Consider the following 16615-nt stretch of genomic DNA (forward strand, 5'->3'; position numbering starts at 1 on the left):
TTACTGCGCCAGCATAGCGCTGGCTGCATTGCCCAGCGCTGCTTCATATTGATTAACCAGAGCATGCACGGCACCTGCGGTCACATCCAGGACCGGTACCGGATACACACCGAAGAAGATGGTGAGGACCACAAGCGGATAGAGGATCAGCTTCTCACGCGGGCTGAGGTCGAGAAGCGACTTGAGGCTTTCCTTCGTCAGCGCGCCAAATATCACCTTGCGATAGAGCCAGAGCGCATAGCAGGCCGAGAAGATCACGCCAGTCGTAGCAAAGAGTGCGACCCATGTGTTCACCTGGAAGGTGCCAAACAGGGTGAGGAATTCACCGACAAAGCCCGACGTGCCCGGAAGGCCCACATTGGCCATGGTGAAGACCATGAATGCGACGGCATATTTGGGCATATTGTTGACCAGACCGCCGAATGCGGCAATCTCGCGGGTATGCATGCGGTCATAGATTACGCCGACGCAGAGAAACAGGGCGCTCGATACGATACCATGCGAGAGCATCTGGAAGATCGCGCCCTGGATACCCTGTTCATTGGCCGCGAAGATGCCCATCGTCACATAGCCCATATGGGCGACCGACGAATAGGCGATCAGCTTCTTCATGTCGTCCTGCACCAGCGCGACGAGCGAGGTGTAGATGATCCCCACGACCGACAGGGCGAAAATGAAGGGCGCAAAATCTGCGGATGCCAGCGGGAACATCGGCAATGAGAAGCGCAGGAAGCCATAGCCGCCGAGCTTGAGCAGGATACCGGCCAGAATGACCGAGCCTGCCGTTGGCGCCTCGACGTGCGCGTCGGGCAACCATGTATGCACCGGCCACATCGGCATCTTCACCGCAAAGGATGCAAAGAAGGCCAGCCAGAGCCATGTCTGCATATTTGCCGGGAAATCGTGCTGAAGCAGTTCCACAATGTTCAGCGTACCTGCCTGCCAGTACATCGCCATGACAGCGATCAGCATCAGCACCGAACCCAGCAGCGTGTAGAGGAAGAACTTGAAGCTTGCATAAACGCGCCGCTTGCCGCCCCACACGCCGATGATGATAAACATCGGAATAAGGCTTGCCTCGAAGAACACGTAGAACAGGAACAGGTCAAGCGCGCAGAACACGCCGATCAGAAGCGTTTCCAGAATAAGGAACGCGATCATATATTCCTTGACGCGCTTGTCGATCGACACCCAGCTCGCCAGAATGCAGAACGGCATGAGGAAAGCCGACAGGACGACGAAAAGCATCGAAATGCCGTCAACGCCCATATGGTACGAAATACCGCTATCGAACCAGCCGACCTGCTCGACCATCTGGAAGCCGGGGTTGGAATTATCGAACCCGGCCCAAACGACCAGTGAAAGAATGAAAACGAAAACCGTGGTCAGCAACGCAACATTCTTGATGTTGCGGCGTGCGGCTTCGCTGTCATCCTTGATGAGAAGGATCAACAAGGCGCCGACGAGCGGCAGAAATGTGACCGTAGAAAGAATTGGCCAGTCGGTCATCAGAAAGAGCTCCCGAGCATCATCCAGGTGACGAGCGCGGCGACGCCGATCAGCATCGCGAATGCGTAATGATAAAGGTATCCGGACTGCATTTTCACAACGCGGCTCGTAACATCGAGTACGCGCGCCGATATGCCATCAGGTCCGAGGCCGTCAATGATCCGTCCATCGCCCCACTTCCAGAACACGCGGCCAAGCCAGCGTGCCGAACGCACGAAGAGGAAGTCATACAGCTCGTCAAAATACCACTTGTTCAAAAGGAACTGGTAGAGGCCGCGATGACGGGCTGCGAGATCCTTCGGAATCTGCGGCGAACGGATGTAGAAGAGCCAGGCGGTGATGAAACCGATCACCATCGCAATGAATGGCGACAGCTTCACCAGCAGCGGAACATGGTGATATTCCTCGACAAGCTGGTTGCCCGGCAGCGTGAACAACGCACCCTTCCAGAATTCAGCATAGTCATGGCCGAAAAAGTAATCCTTGAAGATGAAACCGGCAAACAGGGCGCCAGCACCAAGAAGGAACAGCGGCACCAGCATAACCGGTGGCGAGTCATGAACATGATGCATGACTTCTGCGGAAGCGCGCGGCTTGCCGTAGAATGTCAGGAAGATCAGACGCCAGGAATAAAAGCTCGTGAACAGGGCCGCGATCACCAGCAGCCAGAAGGCATAGCCGCTTGCAGCGCTGTGCGAGGCGAAAACCGACTCGATGATAGCGTCCTTGGAGAAGAAACCGGCTGTACCGATAACGGTTCCGGGGACGCCGACGCCAGTAATGGCGATGGTGCCGATAATCATCATCCAGTAGGTTGTAGGGATAAGCTTGCGCAGACCGCCCATGCGGCGCATGTCCTGCTCGTCCGAAACCGCATGAATGACCGATCCCGCACCAAGGAACAGCAGGGCCTTGAAGAAAGCATGCGTGAAGAGGTGGAATACGGCTGCGCCATAGGCGCCGACGCCAAGCGCTGCGAACATATAGCCGAGCTGCGAACAGGTCGAATAGGCGATGACGCGCTTGATGTCGTTCTGAACCAGTGCAACCGTTGCGGCAAAGAATGCCGTCGAGGCACCGATGATCGTGACAATCAGCAGAGCGTCCGGCGAAAGTTCAAAGAGCGGCGACATGCGCGCGACCATGAACACACCCGCCGTCACCATGGTTGCGGCATGAATGAGCGCCGAAACCGGCGTCGGGCCTTCCATGGCGTCGGGCAGCCAGGTATGCAGCAGAAGCTGTGCGGACTTGCCCATCGCGCCGAGGAAAAGCAGCAGGCAGACGACGGTGAGCGCGGTTTCCCTGTGCAGTTCATAGCCGAGGAAATTCAGCACGATCTGTCCGGCATCTGCAGAACCTTCTGCCGGAAGATAGTTGGCCGCGGCAGCAAAGATCGTACCGAAATCGACGGACTGGAACAGTGCGAACACGCCGAAGATGCCGAGCAGGAAGCCGAAGTCGCCAACGCGGTTGACCACGAAAGCCTTCATCGCCGCAGCATTTGCGGAAGGACGCTGGAACCAGAAACCGATCAGCAGATAGGATGCCAGACCCACGCCTTCCCAGCCGAAGAACATCTGCACCAGATTGTCGGCCGTCACCAGCATGAGCATCGCGAAGGTGAAAAGCGACAGATAGGCGAAGAAACGCGGACGGTGCGGATCGTGATGCATATATCCAATCGAATAGATATGCACCAGAGCCGAAACCGAATTGATGACGACGAGCATCACGCCCGTCAGCGTATCGATGCGCAGCGACCAGTTAAAGGAAAGAGCGCCTGAGGTTACCCATTCAAGAACCGGAAGGCGGATAATTTCCGTCTCGCCAAGCGGAACCTGAAAAAATGCGATCCAGGAGAAAACCGCAACGATGACCATCAGGCCGGAAGTGATGTATTCGCTCGCTTTGGCTCCGATCTTGTTGCCGAAAAGGCCAGCAATCAGGAAGCCGATAAGCGGAAGGAAGACGATCGCGGAATAGAGCATTTGCCCGTCAACCTTTCATAACATTGACGTCTTCCACCGCGATGGAGCCGCGATTACGGAAGAAAACAACGAGAATTGCCAGACCGATTGCCGCTTCAGCAGCCGCAACGGTCAATACGAAAAGTGCGAAGACCTGTCCGACCAGATCGCCGAGAACAGAGGAAAACGCCACGAAGTTGAGATTGACCGACAGCAGAATCAGTTCGACCGACATCAGGATGATGATGACGTTCTTGCGGTTCAAAAAGATACCGAAAACGCCAAGCGTGAAAAGAATGGCTGAAACGGTCAGATATTGAGCAATACCGATTTCCATATGCTTATCCTCTGATGCCTTTGCCGGATTCAACCTGTTTGATCTCAATCGCCGTCTCGGGCGTACGTGCGACCTGAGCCGGGATGGACTGGCGCTTGACGTTCGGCTTGTGCCGCAGCGTCAGAACGATCGCGCCGATCATAGCTACCAGAAGGATCAAACCGGCAATCTGGAACTGGAAGACGAAATCCGTGTAAAGAACGTCACCCAAAGCGGCAGTGTTGGAGCGTTCGGCAAGATCGGGAATTGGAATAACGCCCTCGCCCAGCGTCGGCGCGAACAAGGGGCTTGCAAATACGACGATCAGCTCACCCAGCAGGATCAGGCCGACCAGAGCCCCTATCGGTGCATATTGCAAGGCACCGCGCTTGAGCTCCGCGAAGTCGACATCCAACATCATGACGACGAAGAGGAACAACACCGCCACAGCGCCGACATAAACGACCAGCAGGATCATGGCGAGGAATTCCGCCCCGGCCAGCAGGAACAATGCCGCTGCGTTGAAAAAAGTGAGGATCAGAAACAGCACCGAATGCACCGGGTTGCGCGCCGCGATCACCATGAACGCGCTCGCGACCATGATGAAAGCGAACAGATAGAAAAACGCTGCCGCAATACCTGTTAGCATGGGGAACCCCCAACACCTTTCCGTGAGCAAAACCCTATTGCCTTGCCCGCTTTATTCTTGTTTGCCGCGAAAAACTCGCGAAACCCGTATTTCGGCCTGAACCGGGCTTGCCCCGGCTTTGGCCATCTTTCCGGCACGGTTCCGATCTTGATCAAATCAATGGAACCGCACCCACCTGTCGTTCTCATTCCTGTGCAGATGCAGACCGATCAACGATACGGCGCATCCATTGCTATGTTGCGCGCAATCTCGCGCTCCCAGCGATCACCATTGGCGAGAAGCTTTTCCTTGTCATAGTAAAGCTCTTCGCGTGTTTCGGTGGCGAACTCGAAATTGGGGCCTTCGACGATGGCATCCACCGGACAGGCTTCCTGGCAGAAGCCGCAATAAATGCACTTCACCATATCGATGTCGTAACGCACCGTGCGGCGGGTGCCGTCATTGCGGCGCGGGCCGGCCTCGATGGTGATGGCCTGCGCCGGGCAGATCGCCTCGCACAATTTGCAGGCGATGCAGCGTTCCTCACCGTTGGGATAACGGCGCAGCGCATGCTCGCCGCGAAAACGCGGCGAAACAGGGCCTTTTTCATGCGGATAGTTCAGCGTCGGCTTGGGGGCGACGAACTGGCGCATGCTCAGAAAGAACGCAGCGACGAATTCCTTGAGCAGGAGCGATTTGGCCGCTTGAGCGATTGAAGCCATTGTCTTTACTCCTTACGCCAGACCGAAAACTTTGAGGAAGGTTGCCGTGGCAACCACCATGAACAACGAGATTGGCAGAAACACTTTCCAGCCCAGACGCATCAACTGGTCATAGCGGTAGCGCGGGACGATCGCCTTTGCCATCGCAAAGAGGAAGAAGCAGAAGCAGAGCTTGAGCATGAACCAGATGATGCCCGGCACCCAGTTGAGGAACCACACATCCACCGGAGGCAGCCAGCCGCCAAGGAACAGAACGGTCATCAGGGCGCACATCAGCGTGATGGCCACATATTCGCCAAGGAAGAACAGCAGGAACGGCGTGGACGAATACTCGATCATATGACCGGCCACGAGTTCCGATTCCGCTTCGACCAGATCGAAAGGCGGACGGTTCGTTTCAGCGAGCGCCGAAATATAGAAGATCACGAACATCGGGAACAGGCAGAGCCAGTTCCAGTCGAGGAACGATCCCGGCAGGCCAAGCATGGTGCCAAGGCCCGTGCTCTGCGACAGGACGATGTCCGTCAGATTGAGCGAGCCGACCGTCAGCAGCACTGTGACGATGACAAAGCCGATGGACACTTCATAGGAAACCATCTGTGCCGCGGAGCGAAGCGCGCCGAGGAACGGATATTTCGAATTGGAGGCCCAGCCGCCCATGATCACGCCGTAAACTTCAAGCGAAGATATGGCGAAGATATAGAGAATACCGACATTGATATTGGCGACAGCCCAGCCCTCATTGACCGGAATGACCGCCCATGTCGCCATTGCCAGAACCGCCGAGATGAAAGGCGCCAGCAGGAATACGGCCTTGTTGGCGCCCGAAGGGATGATCGGCTCCTTGAAGACGAACTTGAACAAGTCCGCAAAAGCCTGGAACAATCCCCATGGACCGACCACGTTGGGGCCGCGGCGCAGCTGCACCGCCGCCCAGATCTTGCGGTCCGCATAAAGCAGATAGGCCACAACGATCAGCAATACGACAAGCATGACGACCGACTTCAGCGCTATGATAAGCGTCGGCAAGACGTATGCTGCAAAAATTCCTTCCATTATTCCGTCTCTCCGCCTTACTCAGCCGCTTGTTGGAAGCCGCCGGCCGCAAGCGCCGAGCATTCGGCCATCACGGCGGAAGCGCGGGCAATCGGGTTCGTCAGATAAAAATCCCTCACCGGCGAGACGAATGCGTCGTCGCCCGGATGGGAAGCCTTGCCTGCCAGTGCGACCAGATCGTCAGCCGAAGCAGGCGTAATGGCATCGATCGCCATCATATGCGGATAATCCGCATAGAGCCGGGCGCGAAGCTGCGCCAGTGAATCGAATGGCAGGCGCTTGGCCAGAGCGTCGGAAAGCGCGCGCAGGATGGCCCAGTCTTCCTTTGCCTCGCCCGGCGCGAAACCGGCACGGTTGCCCATCTGCACACGGCCTTCGGTGTTGAGCCATGTACCCGACTTCTCCGTATAGGCTGCGCCCGGCAGGATCACGTCCGCCGAGTGCGCACCGGCATCGCCATGCGTGCCGATATAGACCACGAAGCTCGAACCCTTGGCCGTCATGTCGAGTTCATCCGCGCCAAGCAGGAAGACCACGTCGAGATTGCCCAGCATGTCACGCGCCGACTTGCCGCCCTCGCCCGGCACGAAGCCGAGGTCCAGAGCACCAACGCGCGAAGCGGCAGTGTGCAGCACCGAGAAGCCGTTCCACTCGTCCTTGATTGCGCCGACGTCCTGCGCGAGCTTGGCTGCGGTGGAAAGCACTGCACGGCCATTTTCGCCTATGAGCGCGCCCTGACCGATAATGATCAGCGGGCGCTCAGCCTTGGCAAGCACATCGCGGAAGGCATTCTTGCCTGCAGCAATTGCTGCCAGCGTCTCAGCACCTGCGCCAAGATATTCGTAATCGTAGCGCAACTCAGCCTTTTCACCGATCAGGGCGACCGGGAAATGGCCCATGCGCTGACGCTTGCGGATGCGCGCGTTCAGAACGGCAGCCTCAATGCGCGGATTGGAACCGATGATGAGCAAAGCATCAGCGTTTTCAATGCCTTCAATCGTCGAGTTGAAGAGATAGGTCGCGCGACCCAGAGCCGGATCGAGCGCTGTGCCATCCTGACGGCTATCGATATTGGCCGAGCCAAGCGAGGTCATCAGGTTTTTAAGAGCGTAGATTTCTTCCACGGAAGCCAGATCGCCCGCAACAGCGCCGATCCTGTCACCGGCAGTTGCCGAAACCTTCTCCGCAATCGCTGCGAAGGCTTCCGGCCAGTTTACCGCGACCAGACGACCGTTCTTGCGCACATAAGGCCGGTCAAGACGCTGTGTGCGCAGGCCATCCCAGATGAAGCGGGTCTTATCCGAAATCCATTCCTCGTTGACGTGTTCATTGACGCGCGGGAGGACACGCATCACTTCACGGCCACGGGTATCCACCCGGATATTGGAACCGACTGCATCCATCACATCGATGGATTCTGTCTTGTTCAATTCCCAGGGGCGCGCCTGAAACGCATAAGGACGCGAGGTCAGCGCACCGACCGGGCAAAGGTCGATCACGTTGCCCTGCAATTCCGAGGTCATTGCGCTTTCGAGATAGGTGGTGATTTCGGCATCTTCACCACGACCGATCAGGCCCAGTTCCGAAATCCCGGCCACTTCCGTCGTAAAGCGGACGCAGCGCGTGCAGTGAATGCAGCGCGTCATCACGGTCTTCACCAAGGGGCCGATATATTTATCTTCGACGGCGCGCTTGTTTTCGCGGAAGCGCGAACCATCGGTGCCGAAGGCCATCGCCTGATCCTGCAAGTCACATTCGCCGCCCTGATCGCAGATCGGGCAGTCGAGCGGGTGATTGATGAGCAGAAACTCCATCACGCCTTCGCGTGCCTTCTTGACCATGGGCGTGTTGGTGAAGATTTCAGGCGCTTCACCGTTCGGGCCGGGGCGCAGATCGCGCACGCCCATTGCACAGGATGCCGCCGGCTTCGGCGGTCCGCCCTTCACTTCAACCAGGCACATGCGGCAGTTTCCAGCGATGGAAAGCCGTTCATGAAAACAGAAACGCGGAACTTCCGCGCCCGCCGCTTCGGCAGCCTGAAGGAGCGTATAGTGATCGGGAACCTCGATCTCTGTGCCGTCTACCTTAATATTTGCCATCGCTAATCCAAACCTGCGGTTTCACACCGCATCTTCCAGATGTCAAACTTTCACGCCTGCCCGTGAAGGCAGGCATACACAATTCGCTCAGCCCTATTCCGCTGCTTCCAGACGGATATTGCGGCTTTGAACGGCATTGCGTGTATAATCGTCGATACGCTTTTCAATTTCCGGGCGGAAATTGCGGATCAGACCCTGAACCGGCCATGCCGCCGCATCGCCAAGCGCGCAGATCGTGTGACCTTCAATCTGCTTGGTAACGTCGAACAGCATGTCGATCTCGCGCTTTTGCGCGTTACCCTTGACCATGCGTTCCATCACGCGCCACATCCAGCCGGTGCCTTCACGGCACGGCGTGCACTGGCCGCAGCTTTCATGCTTGAAGAATGCCGACAGGCGCGCAATAGCCTTGATGATGTCGGTGGACTTGTCCATGACGATCACGCCGCCAGTGCCGAAAGACGACTTGACGTCACGCATGCCATCAAAATCCATGATGGCATCCATCATGTCTTCCGCCTTCACGACCGGGCAGGACGCGCCGCCGGGGATCACCGCCAGAAGATTGTCCCAGCCGCCGCGAATACCGCCAGCGTGCTTCTCGATCAATTCGCGGAAGGTAATGCCGAGGCTTTCTTCCACGGTGCACGGCGTGTTCACATGTCCGGAAATCTGGAACAGCTTGGTGCCGACATTGTTGGGACGACCGATGGACGAAAACCATGCAGCTCCGCGACGCAGGATAGCCGGGGCGACAGCAATCGATTCAACATTGTTAACCGTTGTCGGGCAGCCATAAAGGCCCATATTGGCCGGGAAAGGCGGCTTGAGACGCGGCTGGCCCTTCTTCCCTTCAAGGCTTTCCAGAAGAGCGGTTTCTTCGCCGCAGATATAAGCGCCCGCACCATGGGAAAGGAAAACATCCATATCCCAGCCGCATTTGTTGTCCTTGCCCAGAAGCCCGGCATCATAGCACTCATCAATCGCGGCCTGAAGCGCTTCACGCTCACGCATGAACTCGCCGCGCAGATAAATGTAAGCCGTATGCGCGCCCATGGCGCAACCGGCGATGACGCAGCCTTCGATCAGCGTATGCGGATCATGGCGCAGAATTTCGCGGTCCTTACAGGTGCCCGGCTCGGATTCGTCGGCATTGACGACAAGATAATGCGGACGACCGTCGCTCTGCTTGGGCATGAACGACCATTTAAGCCCCGTCGGGAAGCCAGCGCCGCCGCGACCACGCAGGCCGGACGCCTTCATCTCGTCGATGATCCAGTCACGACCCTTATCGATGAAGCCTCTGGTATTGTCCCAATGGCCGCGCGACATCGCGCCCTTGAGGGATTTATCCTTGAGGCCATAAATATTGGTGAAGATGCGATCTTTATCAGCCAGCATGTCTCACCTGTTTCCGTTCGTGTTTGCCAATATCGAAGTCATCATACCGGCTTCTTTCCGAATATTCTGACATATTCCTCGACGCCGCCCTTAGCCAGGGCCTCGGCCTGCTTCACCCACTCTTCACGCTCGATGCGACCGCGAAAGCTCAGATAGCCATCGACCCATTCGCGTTCGGCCTGTTTCCAGGAAGCGACCTGCTTGAAGGTGAAAATACCAAGCTCATGCAAGGTTGTTTCGATTTTTGGGCCAATACCGGAAATCAGCTTGAGGTCGTCAACAGCTTCCGGACGCTCAATAGCTTCCGGACGATTTGAATCATCAAGCTTGTATTCCTGCTTTGCCTCAACGGAAGCCGCCTTCTCCTTCGCATTCGACACCTTGACGTCCGAAGGCGTCTTCAGGGCCGGCGCGGTTTCCGGTGCATTGGTTACAGGCTTGCCGGCATTGGAGGGCGCCACTGTTTCGCTTTCGGCTTTTGCCTTGGCTTCAGCTTCCGCCTTGGCCTTGGCAGCGGCTGCATCCGACGCCTTGCGGGTTTCGAGCCCGATCTTCTTGTAATCGAGATCTTCCGTCAGCGAGGTCAGGCCGTTGATCGGTTCCGACGTAATACGCTCGACCTGCGGGCCGGGCTTGATCGTGTCGCCCTTGCCTGCCTCGAAAGCATCGATAATTTCTGCAAGACGCTCCGGCGTCAGGTCTTCATAGGCGTCCTTGAAGATCATGACCATCGGCGCATTGACGCAAGCGCCCTGGCACTCGACCTCTTCCCAGGACAGCGTGCCCTCGGCGTTGAGCTCCAGCGGATCATGGTTGATCTTGTGACGGCATACATCCATCAACGCTTCGGAGCCGCGCAACATGCATGGCGTGGTGCCGCATACCTGAATATGCGCGCGCGAGCCGACGGGCTTGAGCTGGAACTGCGTATAGAAGGTCGCAACTTCCAGAACGCGGATCAGCGGCATGTCGAGCATTGCAGCGACATGTTCGATAGCAGCTTTCGTGACCCAGCCATCCTGCTCCTGCGCACGCATGAGCAGCGGAATGACGGCCGATTGCTGACGGCCTTCGGGGAATTTTGCAATCGTCTTTTGCGCCCATGCCTGATTTTCCGCGCTGAACGCGAAAGCAGCAGGCTGGATGGCATCATCTGCGAGACGGCGAACGGACATCAGCGGTCAACCTCACCAAACACAATATCGAGCGAACCAAGGATTGCCGACACGTCGGCCAGCATGTGGCCGCGGCAAATGAAATCCATGGCCTGAAGATGGGCAAAGCCCGGAGCGCGCAGCTTGCAGCGATAGGGCTTGTTGGAGCCGTCCGAGACAAGGAAGACACCAAATTCACCCTTCGGAGCTTCAACTGCTGCGTAAACTTCACCGGCAGGCACATGATAGCCTTCCGTATAAAGCTTGAAGTGATGGATGAGCGCCTCCATCGAGCGCTTCATCTCGCCGCGCTTTGGCGGTACGATCTTGTTATCGGTATGCGAGACAGGCCCGACGCGCTCCTTGCCCAGAAGCAGTTCGACGCATTGACGCATGATCCGTGCCGACTGGCGCATTTCTTCCATGCGGATCAGATAGCGATCATAGCAGTCGCCGTTCTTGCCGACCGGAATATCAAATTCCATCTCATCATAGCACTCATAAGGCTGCGACTTGCGCAGATCCCATGCAGCGCCCGAACCACGGACCATAACGCCCGAAAAACCCCAGGCCCATGCATCTTCCAGCGAAACGACACCAATATCGACGTTACGCTGCTTGAAAATACGGTTTGGCGTGACAAGATCATCGAGATTCTTCAGCGTGGTGAAAAATGGATCGATCCATTTGCCAATATCTTCCACGAGTTGATCGGGCAGATCCTGATGAACGCCACCGGGACGGAAATAAGCTGCGTGCAGGCGCGCACCGCAGGCACGCTCATAAAACACCATCAGCTTTTCACGTTCCTCAAAGCCCCAGAGCGGCGGCGTCAGCGCGCCGACGTCCATTGCCTGCGTGGTGACATTGAGTAGATGGTTGAGGATACGGCCGATTTCCGAATAGAGCACGCGGATAAGCTGGCCGCGCTTGGGCACCTGAATGCCCAGCAGACGCTCGACCGCAAGCGCATAGGCATGTTCCTGATTCATCGGCGCCACGTAATCGAGGCGGTCGAGATAAGGCAGGGCCTGAAGATAGGTCTTCGTCTCCATCAGCTTTTCGGTGCCGCGATGCAGCAGACCGATATGCGGATCGACACGCTCGACGACTTCGCCGTCAAGCTCGAGCACCAGACGCAACACGCCGTGCGCCGCCGGGTGCTGCGGACCGAAGTTGATATTGAAATTGCGGACCTGAGTCTCAGCCATGTTCAGCTTCCCGTCGCTCAGTTCGTCTTTGCTTTCTCATCGCCCGGCAGGACGTAATCCGTCCCTTCCCATGGCGAGAGAAAATCGAAATTGCGGAATTCCTGACGCAGCTCGACCGGCTCGTAGATGACGCGCTTGAATTCATCGCTGTAGCGGACCTCCACATAACCCGTAAGGGGGAAGTCCTTGCGCAGCGGATAGCCTTCGAAGCCGTAATCCGTCAGAATGCGGCGGAGGTCCGGATGGCCGGAGAAGAGAATGCCATACATATCGTAGGCTTCCCGCTCATACCATTCCGCGCCGATGTAGACGGAGGTGGCCGAAGGCACCAGAATGTCTTCATCCGTCTCGATCCTCACCCGAATGCGCAGATTCTGGCGCGGCGACAAAAGCTGATAGACCACATCGAAGCGCTGAGGGCGCTGTGGATAGTCCACGCCGGAAATATCAGTCAGATTGACGAACTGGCACTGTACGTCATCGCGCAGAAAAGTCAGAACTTCGACGATGCTTGCGACCGGCACGGTAAGCGTCAACTCGCCATAGGCCAGCCGCGCATCTTCGACAGTATCGCCGAGACGTTCCTTTATATAGCTGGAAAGTTCACCGAGAGCTTCTTCGCTCATTTTCCTAACTTCCTCTTTTAGAACCCGCCCTGCCCCTGAAAGATGCAGCCGCGCCCTAACATATTTTTTCTGACGCAAACCGGCTGACAAACAGGCCGGCAGCCGTATCAGCGTTCGATCGTGCCCGTACGGCGGATTTTTTTCTGCAACAAAAGAATGCCGTAAAGCAGAGCTTCAGCAGTGGGCGGGCAACCGGGGACATATATGTCGACCGGAACCACACGGTCACAGCCGCGCACCACCGAGTAAGAATAGTGATAATAGCCACCGCCATTGGCGCAGGACCCCATGGAGATCACATAGCGCGGCTCGGGCATCTGGTCATAGACCTTGCGCAGCGCCGGGGCCATCTTGTTGGTCAGGGTGCCTGCAACGATCATGACGTCAGACTGACGTGGAGAAGCGCGCGGCGCGATACCGAAACGCTCGGCATCGTAGCGCGGCATGGAAATATGCATCATTTCAACCGCACAACATGCCAGACCAAAGGTCATCCACATGAGCGAACCGGTGCGGGCCCATGTGATCAGAGCATCGGCGGAGGTGACGATAAAGCCCTTGTCGGACAACTCACCGTTCAGATCGTTAAAGAACGCATCGTCGGAGCCGACAGGCTTGCCCGTACGCGGATCCAGAATGCCTTTTGGCTGCGGAGCCACAAGCGTCGAGTTGGTATTGGTCAATCCCATTCCAGCGCCCCCTTCTTCCACTCATATATAAAGCCAATGGTCAAGACGCCCAGAAAGACCATCATCGAAAGGAAGCCAAACCAGCCGATTGCACCGAACGAGACGGCCCAAGGGAACAGAAAGGCGACTTCCAGATCGAATATGATGAAGAGAATCGACACCAGATAAAAACGAATGTCGAATTTCATGCGCGCATCATCGAACGCATTGAAGCCGCATTCGTAAGCAGAAAGCTTTTCCGGATCCGGCTGTCTATACGCGACAAGAAATGGCGCAACCAGAAGGGCTGCACTGATTACCATCGCGATACCGAGAAAGATAATTATCGGCAAATAGGAGTTTAAAAGCTCGTTCATAATCCTTATCCGGCTTGAATACGAGGCTGCGTCGCCCTGTCATAAGCTTTTTGAGGCATACGACCATGCGACACATTGCATCTGTTGCAACCTCGTCGCCCAAGCAGCTTCAAAAGGCATGCCGTGCGAACTCAGCTTATTTCGTGGGGACGGTTAGCGCAGCAGCCCCATAAGCGCAAGCCCTCGGCCTGGAACAAATGGGTATAGTGCGGCCAGCCGCCAAGGTTCAGGCCACAAACCAGCCCGCATCCGCCACCTTTATCCCTCTATAGCACGAAAACATCATAATTTCGTGAGCAATTCGTGAAAAGCACTCTACTTCGGCGCACCGGCGCGAAAGAATCATCTCCCCTTCACATCTGCTCAAATCACCATCCATGCTCAAATGAGCGCGGCTTCAACGCACCCTGCTCCGATCATATTGAAAGGGCCACGGTCACATCATTGTGAAAGGAAGAGAAAGACTGACCTGCCGGATGCAGCATAAGGGGAAGAAATAACCATGCAGGCTGGTTCTTGCGCCATGGCCTGCCTTCAAAAGCCGATGAAGACGCCTACAATTTCCACTTATTTCAGTTGAAGGCGCAAGTCGGAGCGCGGAGAAATTATATTGAGCACCTATCTGCTTGCAGGCGGCGACCTCGTCATCATTCTGATTGGCGGTTTTTCTATCGCCTATTTGTCATGGTCGCGGCGCTCGAAATAACATCGCGCATGCTGACTCATGGGCAGCGCTATGGTTCCGGCTCGGTGATGTCTGAATGGGGAGAATATTGTTAAATGAAATGGCGCGAGTGACGGGGCTCGAACCCGCGACCTCCGGCGTGACAGGCCGGCACTCTAACCAACTGAGCTACACCCGCGCATTTCATTTACAGCCGCTTGGCTGTGTGGTGACCGGCGTTTCCGTCCGGTGTGAGCGGTCGTTTAAGGGGTTCTCGCACCACTGTCAAGCGAGGGGTTGGAAGAAAAGATAAAATTTTTGATTTTCGCGCAAAACTACCGGTTTTATTGGGTTTTCTGGCTTGAGAAACTTTTCCACACACCCAGCTGCATCGCCGAATCCGGGCGGATGACAGAATCATTTTTCAGAAATCGCGGCTATGATTCATGAAATACCTTATTGATGGCCGAAGGCGGTCGGCAGTGAATTTTCATCAGGCGAATAAAAAGGGTGCTGGTTTGATAATTTTACGCTTGCACTTGGCGTATGAATTGCCTAAACGCGTCTCACAACGGCTGACAAATCAGTCCGGGCGATTAGCTCAGTTGGTAGAGCGCTTCGTTTACACCGAAGATGTCGGGAGTTCGAGTCTCTCATCGCCCACCATTTTATCGCCTTGTCCAATTCCCCCACATATATATGCGCATCCGCCATAAATTGCTGAAAGATAGCAAGACTTCAAATCAGCAAAAAGGCGGTTGAAGAACCGCCTTTCTTTTTAGCCATGCATCCAGCTTAGCCATGCCTTTCGGTGCCAGATTCTTCGAATGAACGGCACAGGCGTTTTATCAAATCTTCGCCAAAGATTGTTCAATATCAGCGATGATGTCGTCTGCATCCTCGATGCCGATCGAAAGACGAACGACTTCCGGCCCTGCTCCGGCTGCGACTTTCTGTTCATCGCTAAGCTGCCGATGCGTGGTCGACGCCGGATGGATGACCAGCGAGCGCGTATCACCCAGATTTGCAAGCAGCGAGAACAGCTCAAGCCCGTCGACAAATTTCACGCCCGCATCATAGCCGCCCTTAATGCCGAAAGTGAAAACGGAGCCAGCACCTTTTGGTGAATATTTCTTTTGCAAGGCATTGAATTTGTCACCGGGCAGGCCCGCATAGCTTACCCATGAAACTTTCTCGTGCTCGTTCAGCCATGTGGCAACCTTGAGCGCATTATCGCTGTGGCGCTGCATGCGAAGGGGGAGCGTCTCGACACCCGTCAAAATCTGGAATGCGTTGAAGGGCGAGATTGCCGGTCCGAAATCGCGCAGGCCCAGCACGCGTGCCGCAATAGCAAAGGAAATATTGCCGAATGTCTTATGAATCTCCAGCCCGGCATAATCGGGACGCGGTTGCGTCAAAAGCGGGTAATTGCCGGATTTAGCCCAATCGAAAGTGCCGCCATCGACAAGAATACCGCCCATGGAATTACCATGGCCGCCAATAAATTTGGTAAGCGAGTGCACGACGATGTCGGCCCCATGCTCGATCGGGCGTATCAGATAGGGCGATGCCAGCGTATTGTCGACGATCAGAGGCAATCCGTACTTGTGTGCGACTTCCGCGATGGCCGCGATGTCGATGACGATGCCGCCGGGATTCGCAAAGCTTTCGATGAAGATCGCACGGGTTCGATCATCAATGAGATGCTCGAAATCCGCCGGATCGGTCGCCTCCGCCCAGCGCACTTCCCAGCCAAATGACTTGAAAGCCTGGCCGAACTGGTTCATCGAGCCGCCATACAGCTTGTTGGCCGCGATGAAATTATCGCCCGACTGCATGAGCGTATGGAAAATCAGGAGCTGTGCCGCATGGCCGGACGCCGTCGCCACTGCCGCCGTTCCGCCTTCCAGCGCAGCGATACGCTCTTCAAGAACTGCTGTCGTGGGATTGGTAATGCGCGTGTAAATATTGCCAAAAGCCTGAAGCCCGAAAAGCGAGGCAGCGTGGTCGGCATCTTCAAACACAAAAGAAGTGGTCTGATAGATCGGCGTTGCACGCGCTCCGGTGGTCGGGTCGGGTTTTGCCCCGGCGTGAATTGCGAGCGTACTGATGCCGGGTGAGCGGTTGGTCATGATGTCCTCCTAAGCCTAAATCGGGAAAAGCGATAAGTTGTCGGACGTTAGGCCGGGCACCCGATAAAGCAAAGAAGAAAAT

14 protein-coding genes and 2 tRNA genes are annotated in these 16615 nt (G+C 56.2%); 1 reads left to right on the forward strand and 15 read right to left on the reverse strand.

The features are described 5' to 3' along the window. The 14 genes from DKP76_RS10055 to DKP76_RS10120 all read right to left on the reverse strand — a co-directional run bounded on the left by DKP76_RS10055 (nt 1) and on the right by DKP76_RS10120 (nt 14600). Nucleotides 1–1509, reverse strand: a complete 1509-nt coding sequence (locus DKP76_RS10055; RefSeq protein WP_109706296.1) for an NADH-quinone oxidoreductase subunit M — start codon at nt 1507–1509, stop codon at nt 1–3. Then, entirely contained in the window at nt 1509–3500 is a 1992-nt protein-coding gene (nuoL, locus tag DKP76_RS10060; protein WP_109706297.1) for an NADH-quinone oxidoreductase subunit L, read from the reverse strand. Before nuoL ends, DKP76_RS10055 begins: the two co-directional genes overlap by 1 nt. 7 nt (nt 3501–3507) lie before the next feature. Further along, nucleotides 3508–3816: an NADH-quinone oxidoreductase subunit NuoK gene (gene nuoK, locus DKP76_RS10065; RefSeq protein ID WP_109706298.1), complete on the reverse strand. Its 309-nt coding sequence runs from the start codon at nt 3814–3816 to the stop codon at nt 3508–3510. 4 nt (nt 3817–3820) lie between these two features. Then, a complete protein-coding gene (locus tag DKP76_RS10070) occupies nt 3821–4444 on the reverse strand; it encodes an NADH-quinone oxidoreductase subunit J (protein WP_109706299.1) in 624 nt (207 codons plus the stop codon). 209 nt (nt 4445–4653) lie between these two features. Then, nucleotides 4654–5145 (reverse strand): NADH-quinone oxidoreductase subunit NuoI, encoded by a 492-nt coding sequence (nuoI, locus tag DKP76_RS10075; RefSeq protein WP_109706300.1) that lies wholly within the window; start codon nt 5143–5145, stop codon nt 4654–4656. A 12-nt stretch (nt 5146–5157) separates the two neighbouring features. Then, nucleotides 5158–6201, reverse strand: coding sequence for an NADH-quinone oxidoreductase subunit NuoH (gene nuoH / locus DKP76_RS10080; protein ID WP_109706301.1), 1044 nt, complete (start codon nt 6199–6201; stop codon nt 5158–5160). A 17-nt stretch (nt 6202–6218) separates the two neighbouring features. Then, the gene (gene nuoG, locus DKP76_RS10085; protein ID WP_109706302.1) at nt 6219–8300 is read right to left on the reverse strand and encodes an NADH-quinone oxidoreductase subunit NuoG; all 2082 of its coding nucleotides are present in this window, start codon (nt 8298–8300) and stop codon (nt 6219–6221) included. A gap of 93 nt (nt 8301–8393) precedes the next feature. Then, on the reverse strand, nt 8394–9701 hold the full coding sequence (gene nuoF, locus DKP76_RS10090) for an NADH-quinone oxidoreductase subunit NuoF (RefSeq protein WP_109706303.1): 1308 nt from the start codon (nt 9699–9701) through the stop codon (nt 8394–8396). Between the two features lie 41 nt (nt 9702–9742). Further along, nucleotides 9743–10876, reverse strand: a complete 1134-nt coding sequence (locus tag DKP76_RS10095; protein ID WP_109706304.1) for an NADH-quinone oxidoreductase subunit E — start codon at nt 10874–10876, stop codon at nt 9743–9745. Next, nucleotides 10876–12066: an NADH-quinone oxidoreductase subunit D gene (locus DKP76_RS10100; protein ID WP_109706305.1), complete on the reverse strand. Its 1191-nt coding sequence runs from the start codon at nt 12064–12066 to the stop codon at nt 10876–10878. Before DKP76_RS10100 ends, DKP76_RS10095 begins: the two co-directional genes overlap by 1 nt. A 17-nt stretch (nt 12067–12083) precedes the next feature. Continuing rightward, on the reverse strand, nt 12084–12692 hold the full coding sequence (locus DKP76_RS10105; protein ID WP_109706306.1) for an NADH-quinone oxidoreductase subunit C: 609 nt from the start codon (nt 12690–12692) through the stop codon (nt 12084–12086). Nucleotides 12693–12799: 107 nt separating this feature from the next. Continuing rightward, on the reverse strand, nt 12800–13381 hold the full coding sequence (locus DKP76_RS10110) for a NuoB/complex I 20 kDa subunit family protein (RefSeq protein WP_109706307.1): 582 nt from the start codon (nt 13379–13381) through the stop codon (nt 12800–12802). Continuing rightward, nucleotides 13372–13737 (reverse strand): NADH-quinone oxidoreductase subunit A, encoded by a 366-nt coding sequence (locus tag DKP76_RS10115; protein WP_109706308.1) that lies wholly within the window; start codon nt 13735–13737, stop codon nt 13372–13374. Before DKP76_RS10115 ends, DKP76_RS10110 begins: the two co-directional genes overlap by 10 nt. 786 nt (nt 13738–14523) lie before the next feature. Continuing rightward, nucleotides 14524–14600: transfer RNA gene (locus DKP76_RS10120), tRNA-Asp, on the reverse strand. A 391-nt stretch (nt 14601–14991) separates the two neighbouring features. Here DKP76_RS10120 and DKP76_RS10125 point away from each other — a divergent pair. Further along, nucleotides 14992–15067: transfer RNA gene (locus tag DKP76_RS10125), tRNA-Val, on the forward strand. A 182-nt stretch (nt 15068–15249) separates the two neighbouring features. On the opposite strand, the gene DKP76_RS10130 is transcribed toward DKP76_RS10125, so the two are convergent. Continuing rightward, nucleotides 15250–16533, reverse strand: a complete 1284-nt coding sequence (locus DKP76_RS10130) for an O-acetylhomoserine aminocarboxypropyltransferase (RefSeq protein WP_109706309.1) — start codon at nt 16531–16533, stop codon at nt 15250–15252. Between the last annotated feature and the right edge of the window lie 82 nt (nt 16534–16615).

It is taken from the genome of Falsochrobactrum shanghaiense, from assembly GCF_003149535.1.
GTDB classification, from domain to species: domain Bacteria; phylum Pseudomonadota; class Alphaproteobacteria; order Rhizobiales; family Rhizobiaceae; genus Brucella; species Brucella shanghaiense.

Bases quoted from the DNA above. Each gene is read 5' to 3' on its own strand.
- nuoI (WP_109706300.1), bottom strand. From the start codon at position 5,145: ATGGCTTCAATCGCTCAAGCGGCCAAATCGCTCCTGCTCAAGGAATTC.
- DKP76_RS10105 (WP_109706306.1), bottom strand. From the start codon at position 12,692: ATGAGCGAAGAAGCTCTCGGTGAACTTTCCAGCTATATAAAGGAACGT.
- nuoH (WP_109706301.1), bottom strand. From the start codon at position 6,201: ATGGAAGGAATTTTTGCAGCATACGTCTTGCCGACGCTTATCATAGCG.
- DKP76_RS10055 (WP_109706296.1), bottom strand. From the start codon at position 1,509: ATGACCGACTGGCCAATTCTTTCTACGGTCACATTTCTGCCGCTCGTC.
- nuoG (WP_109706302.1), bottom strand. From the start codon at position 8,300: ATGGCAAATATTAAGGTAGACGGCACAGAGATCGAGGTTCCCGATCAC.
- nuoK (WP_109706298.1), bottom strand. From the start codon at position 3,816: ATGGAAATCGGTATTGCTCAATATCTGACCGTTTCAGCCATTCTTTTC.
- DKP76_RS10070 (WP_109706299.1), bottom strand. From the start codon at position 4,444: ATGCTAACAGGTATTGCGGCAGCGTTTTTCTATCTGTTCGCTTTCATC.
- DKP76_RS10115 (WP_109706308.1), bottom strand. From the start codon at position 13,737: ATGAACGAGCTTTTAAACTCCTATTTGCCGATAATTATCTTTCTCGGT.
- nuoL (WP_109706297.1), bottom strand. From the start codon at position 3,500: ATGCTCTATTCCGCGATCGTCTTCCTTCCGCTTATCGGCTTCCTGATT.
- DKP76_RS10100 (WP_109706305.1), bottom strand. From the start codon at position 12,066: ATGGCTGAGACTCAGGTCCGCAATTTCAATATCAACTTCGGTCCGCAG.
- nuoF (WP_109706303.1), bottom strand. From the start codon at position 9,701: ATGCTGGCTGATAAAGATCGCATCTTCACCAATATTTATGGCCTCAAG.
- DKP76_RS10130 (WP_109706309.1), bottom strand. From the start codon at position 16,533: ATGACCAACCGCTCACCCGGCATCAGTACGCTCGCAATTCACGCCGGG.
- DKP76_RS10110 (WP_109706307.1), bottom strand. From the start codon at position 13,381: ATGGGATTGACCAATACCAACTCGACGCTTGTGGCTCCGCAGCCAAAA.
- DKP76_RS10095 (WP_109706304.1), bottom strand. From the start codon at position 10,876: ATGTCCGTTCGCCGTCTCGCAGATGATGCCATCCAGCCTGCTGCTTTC.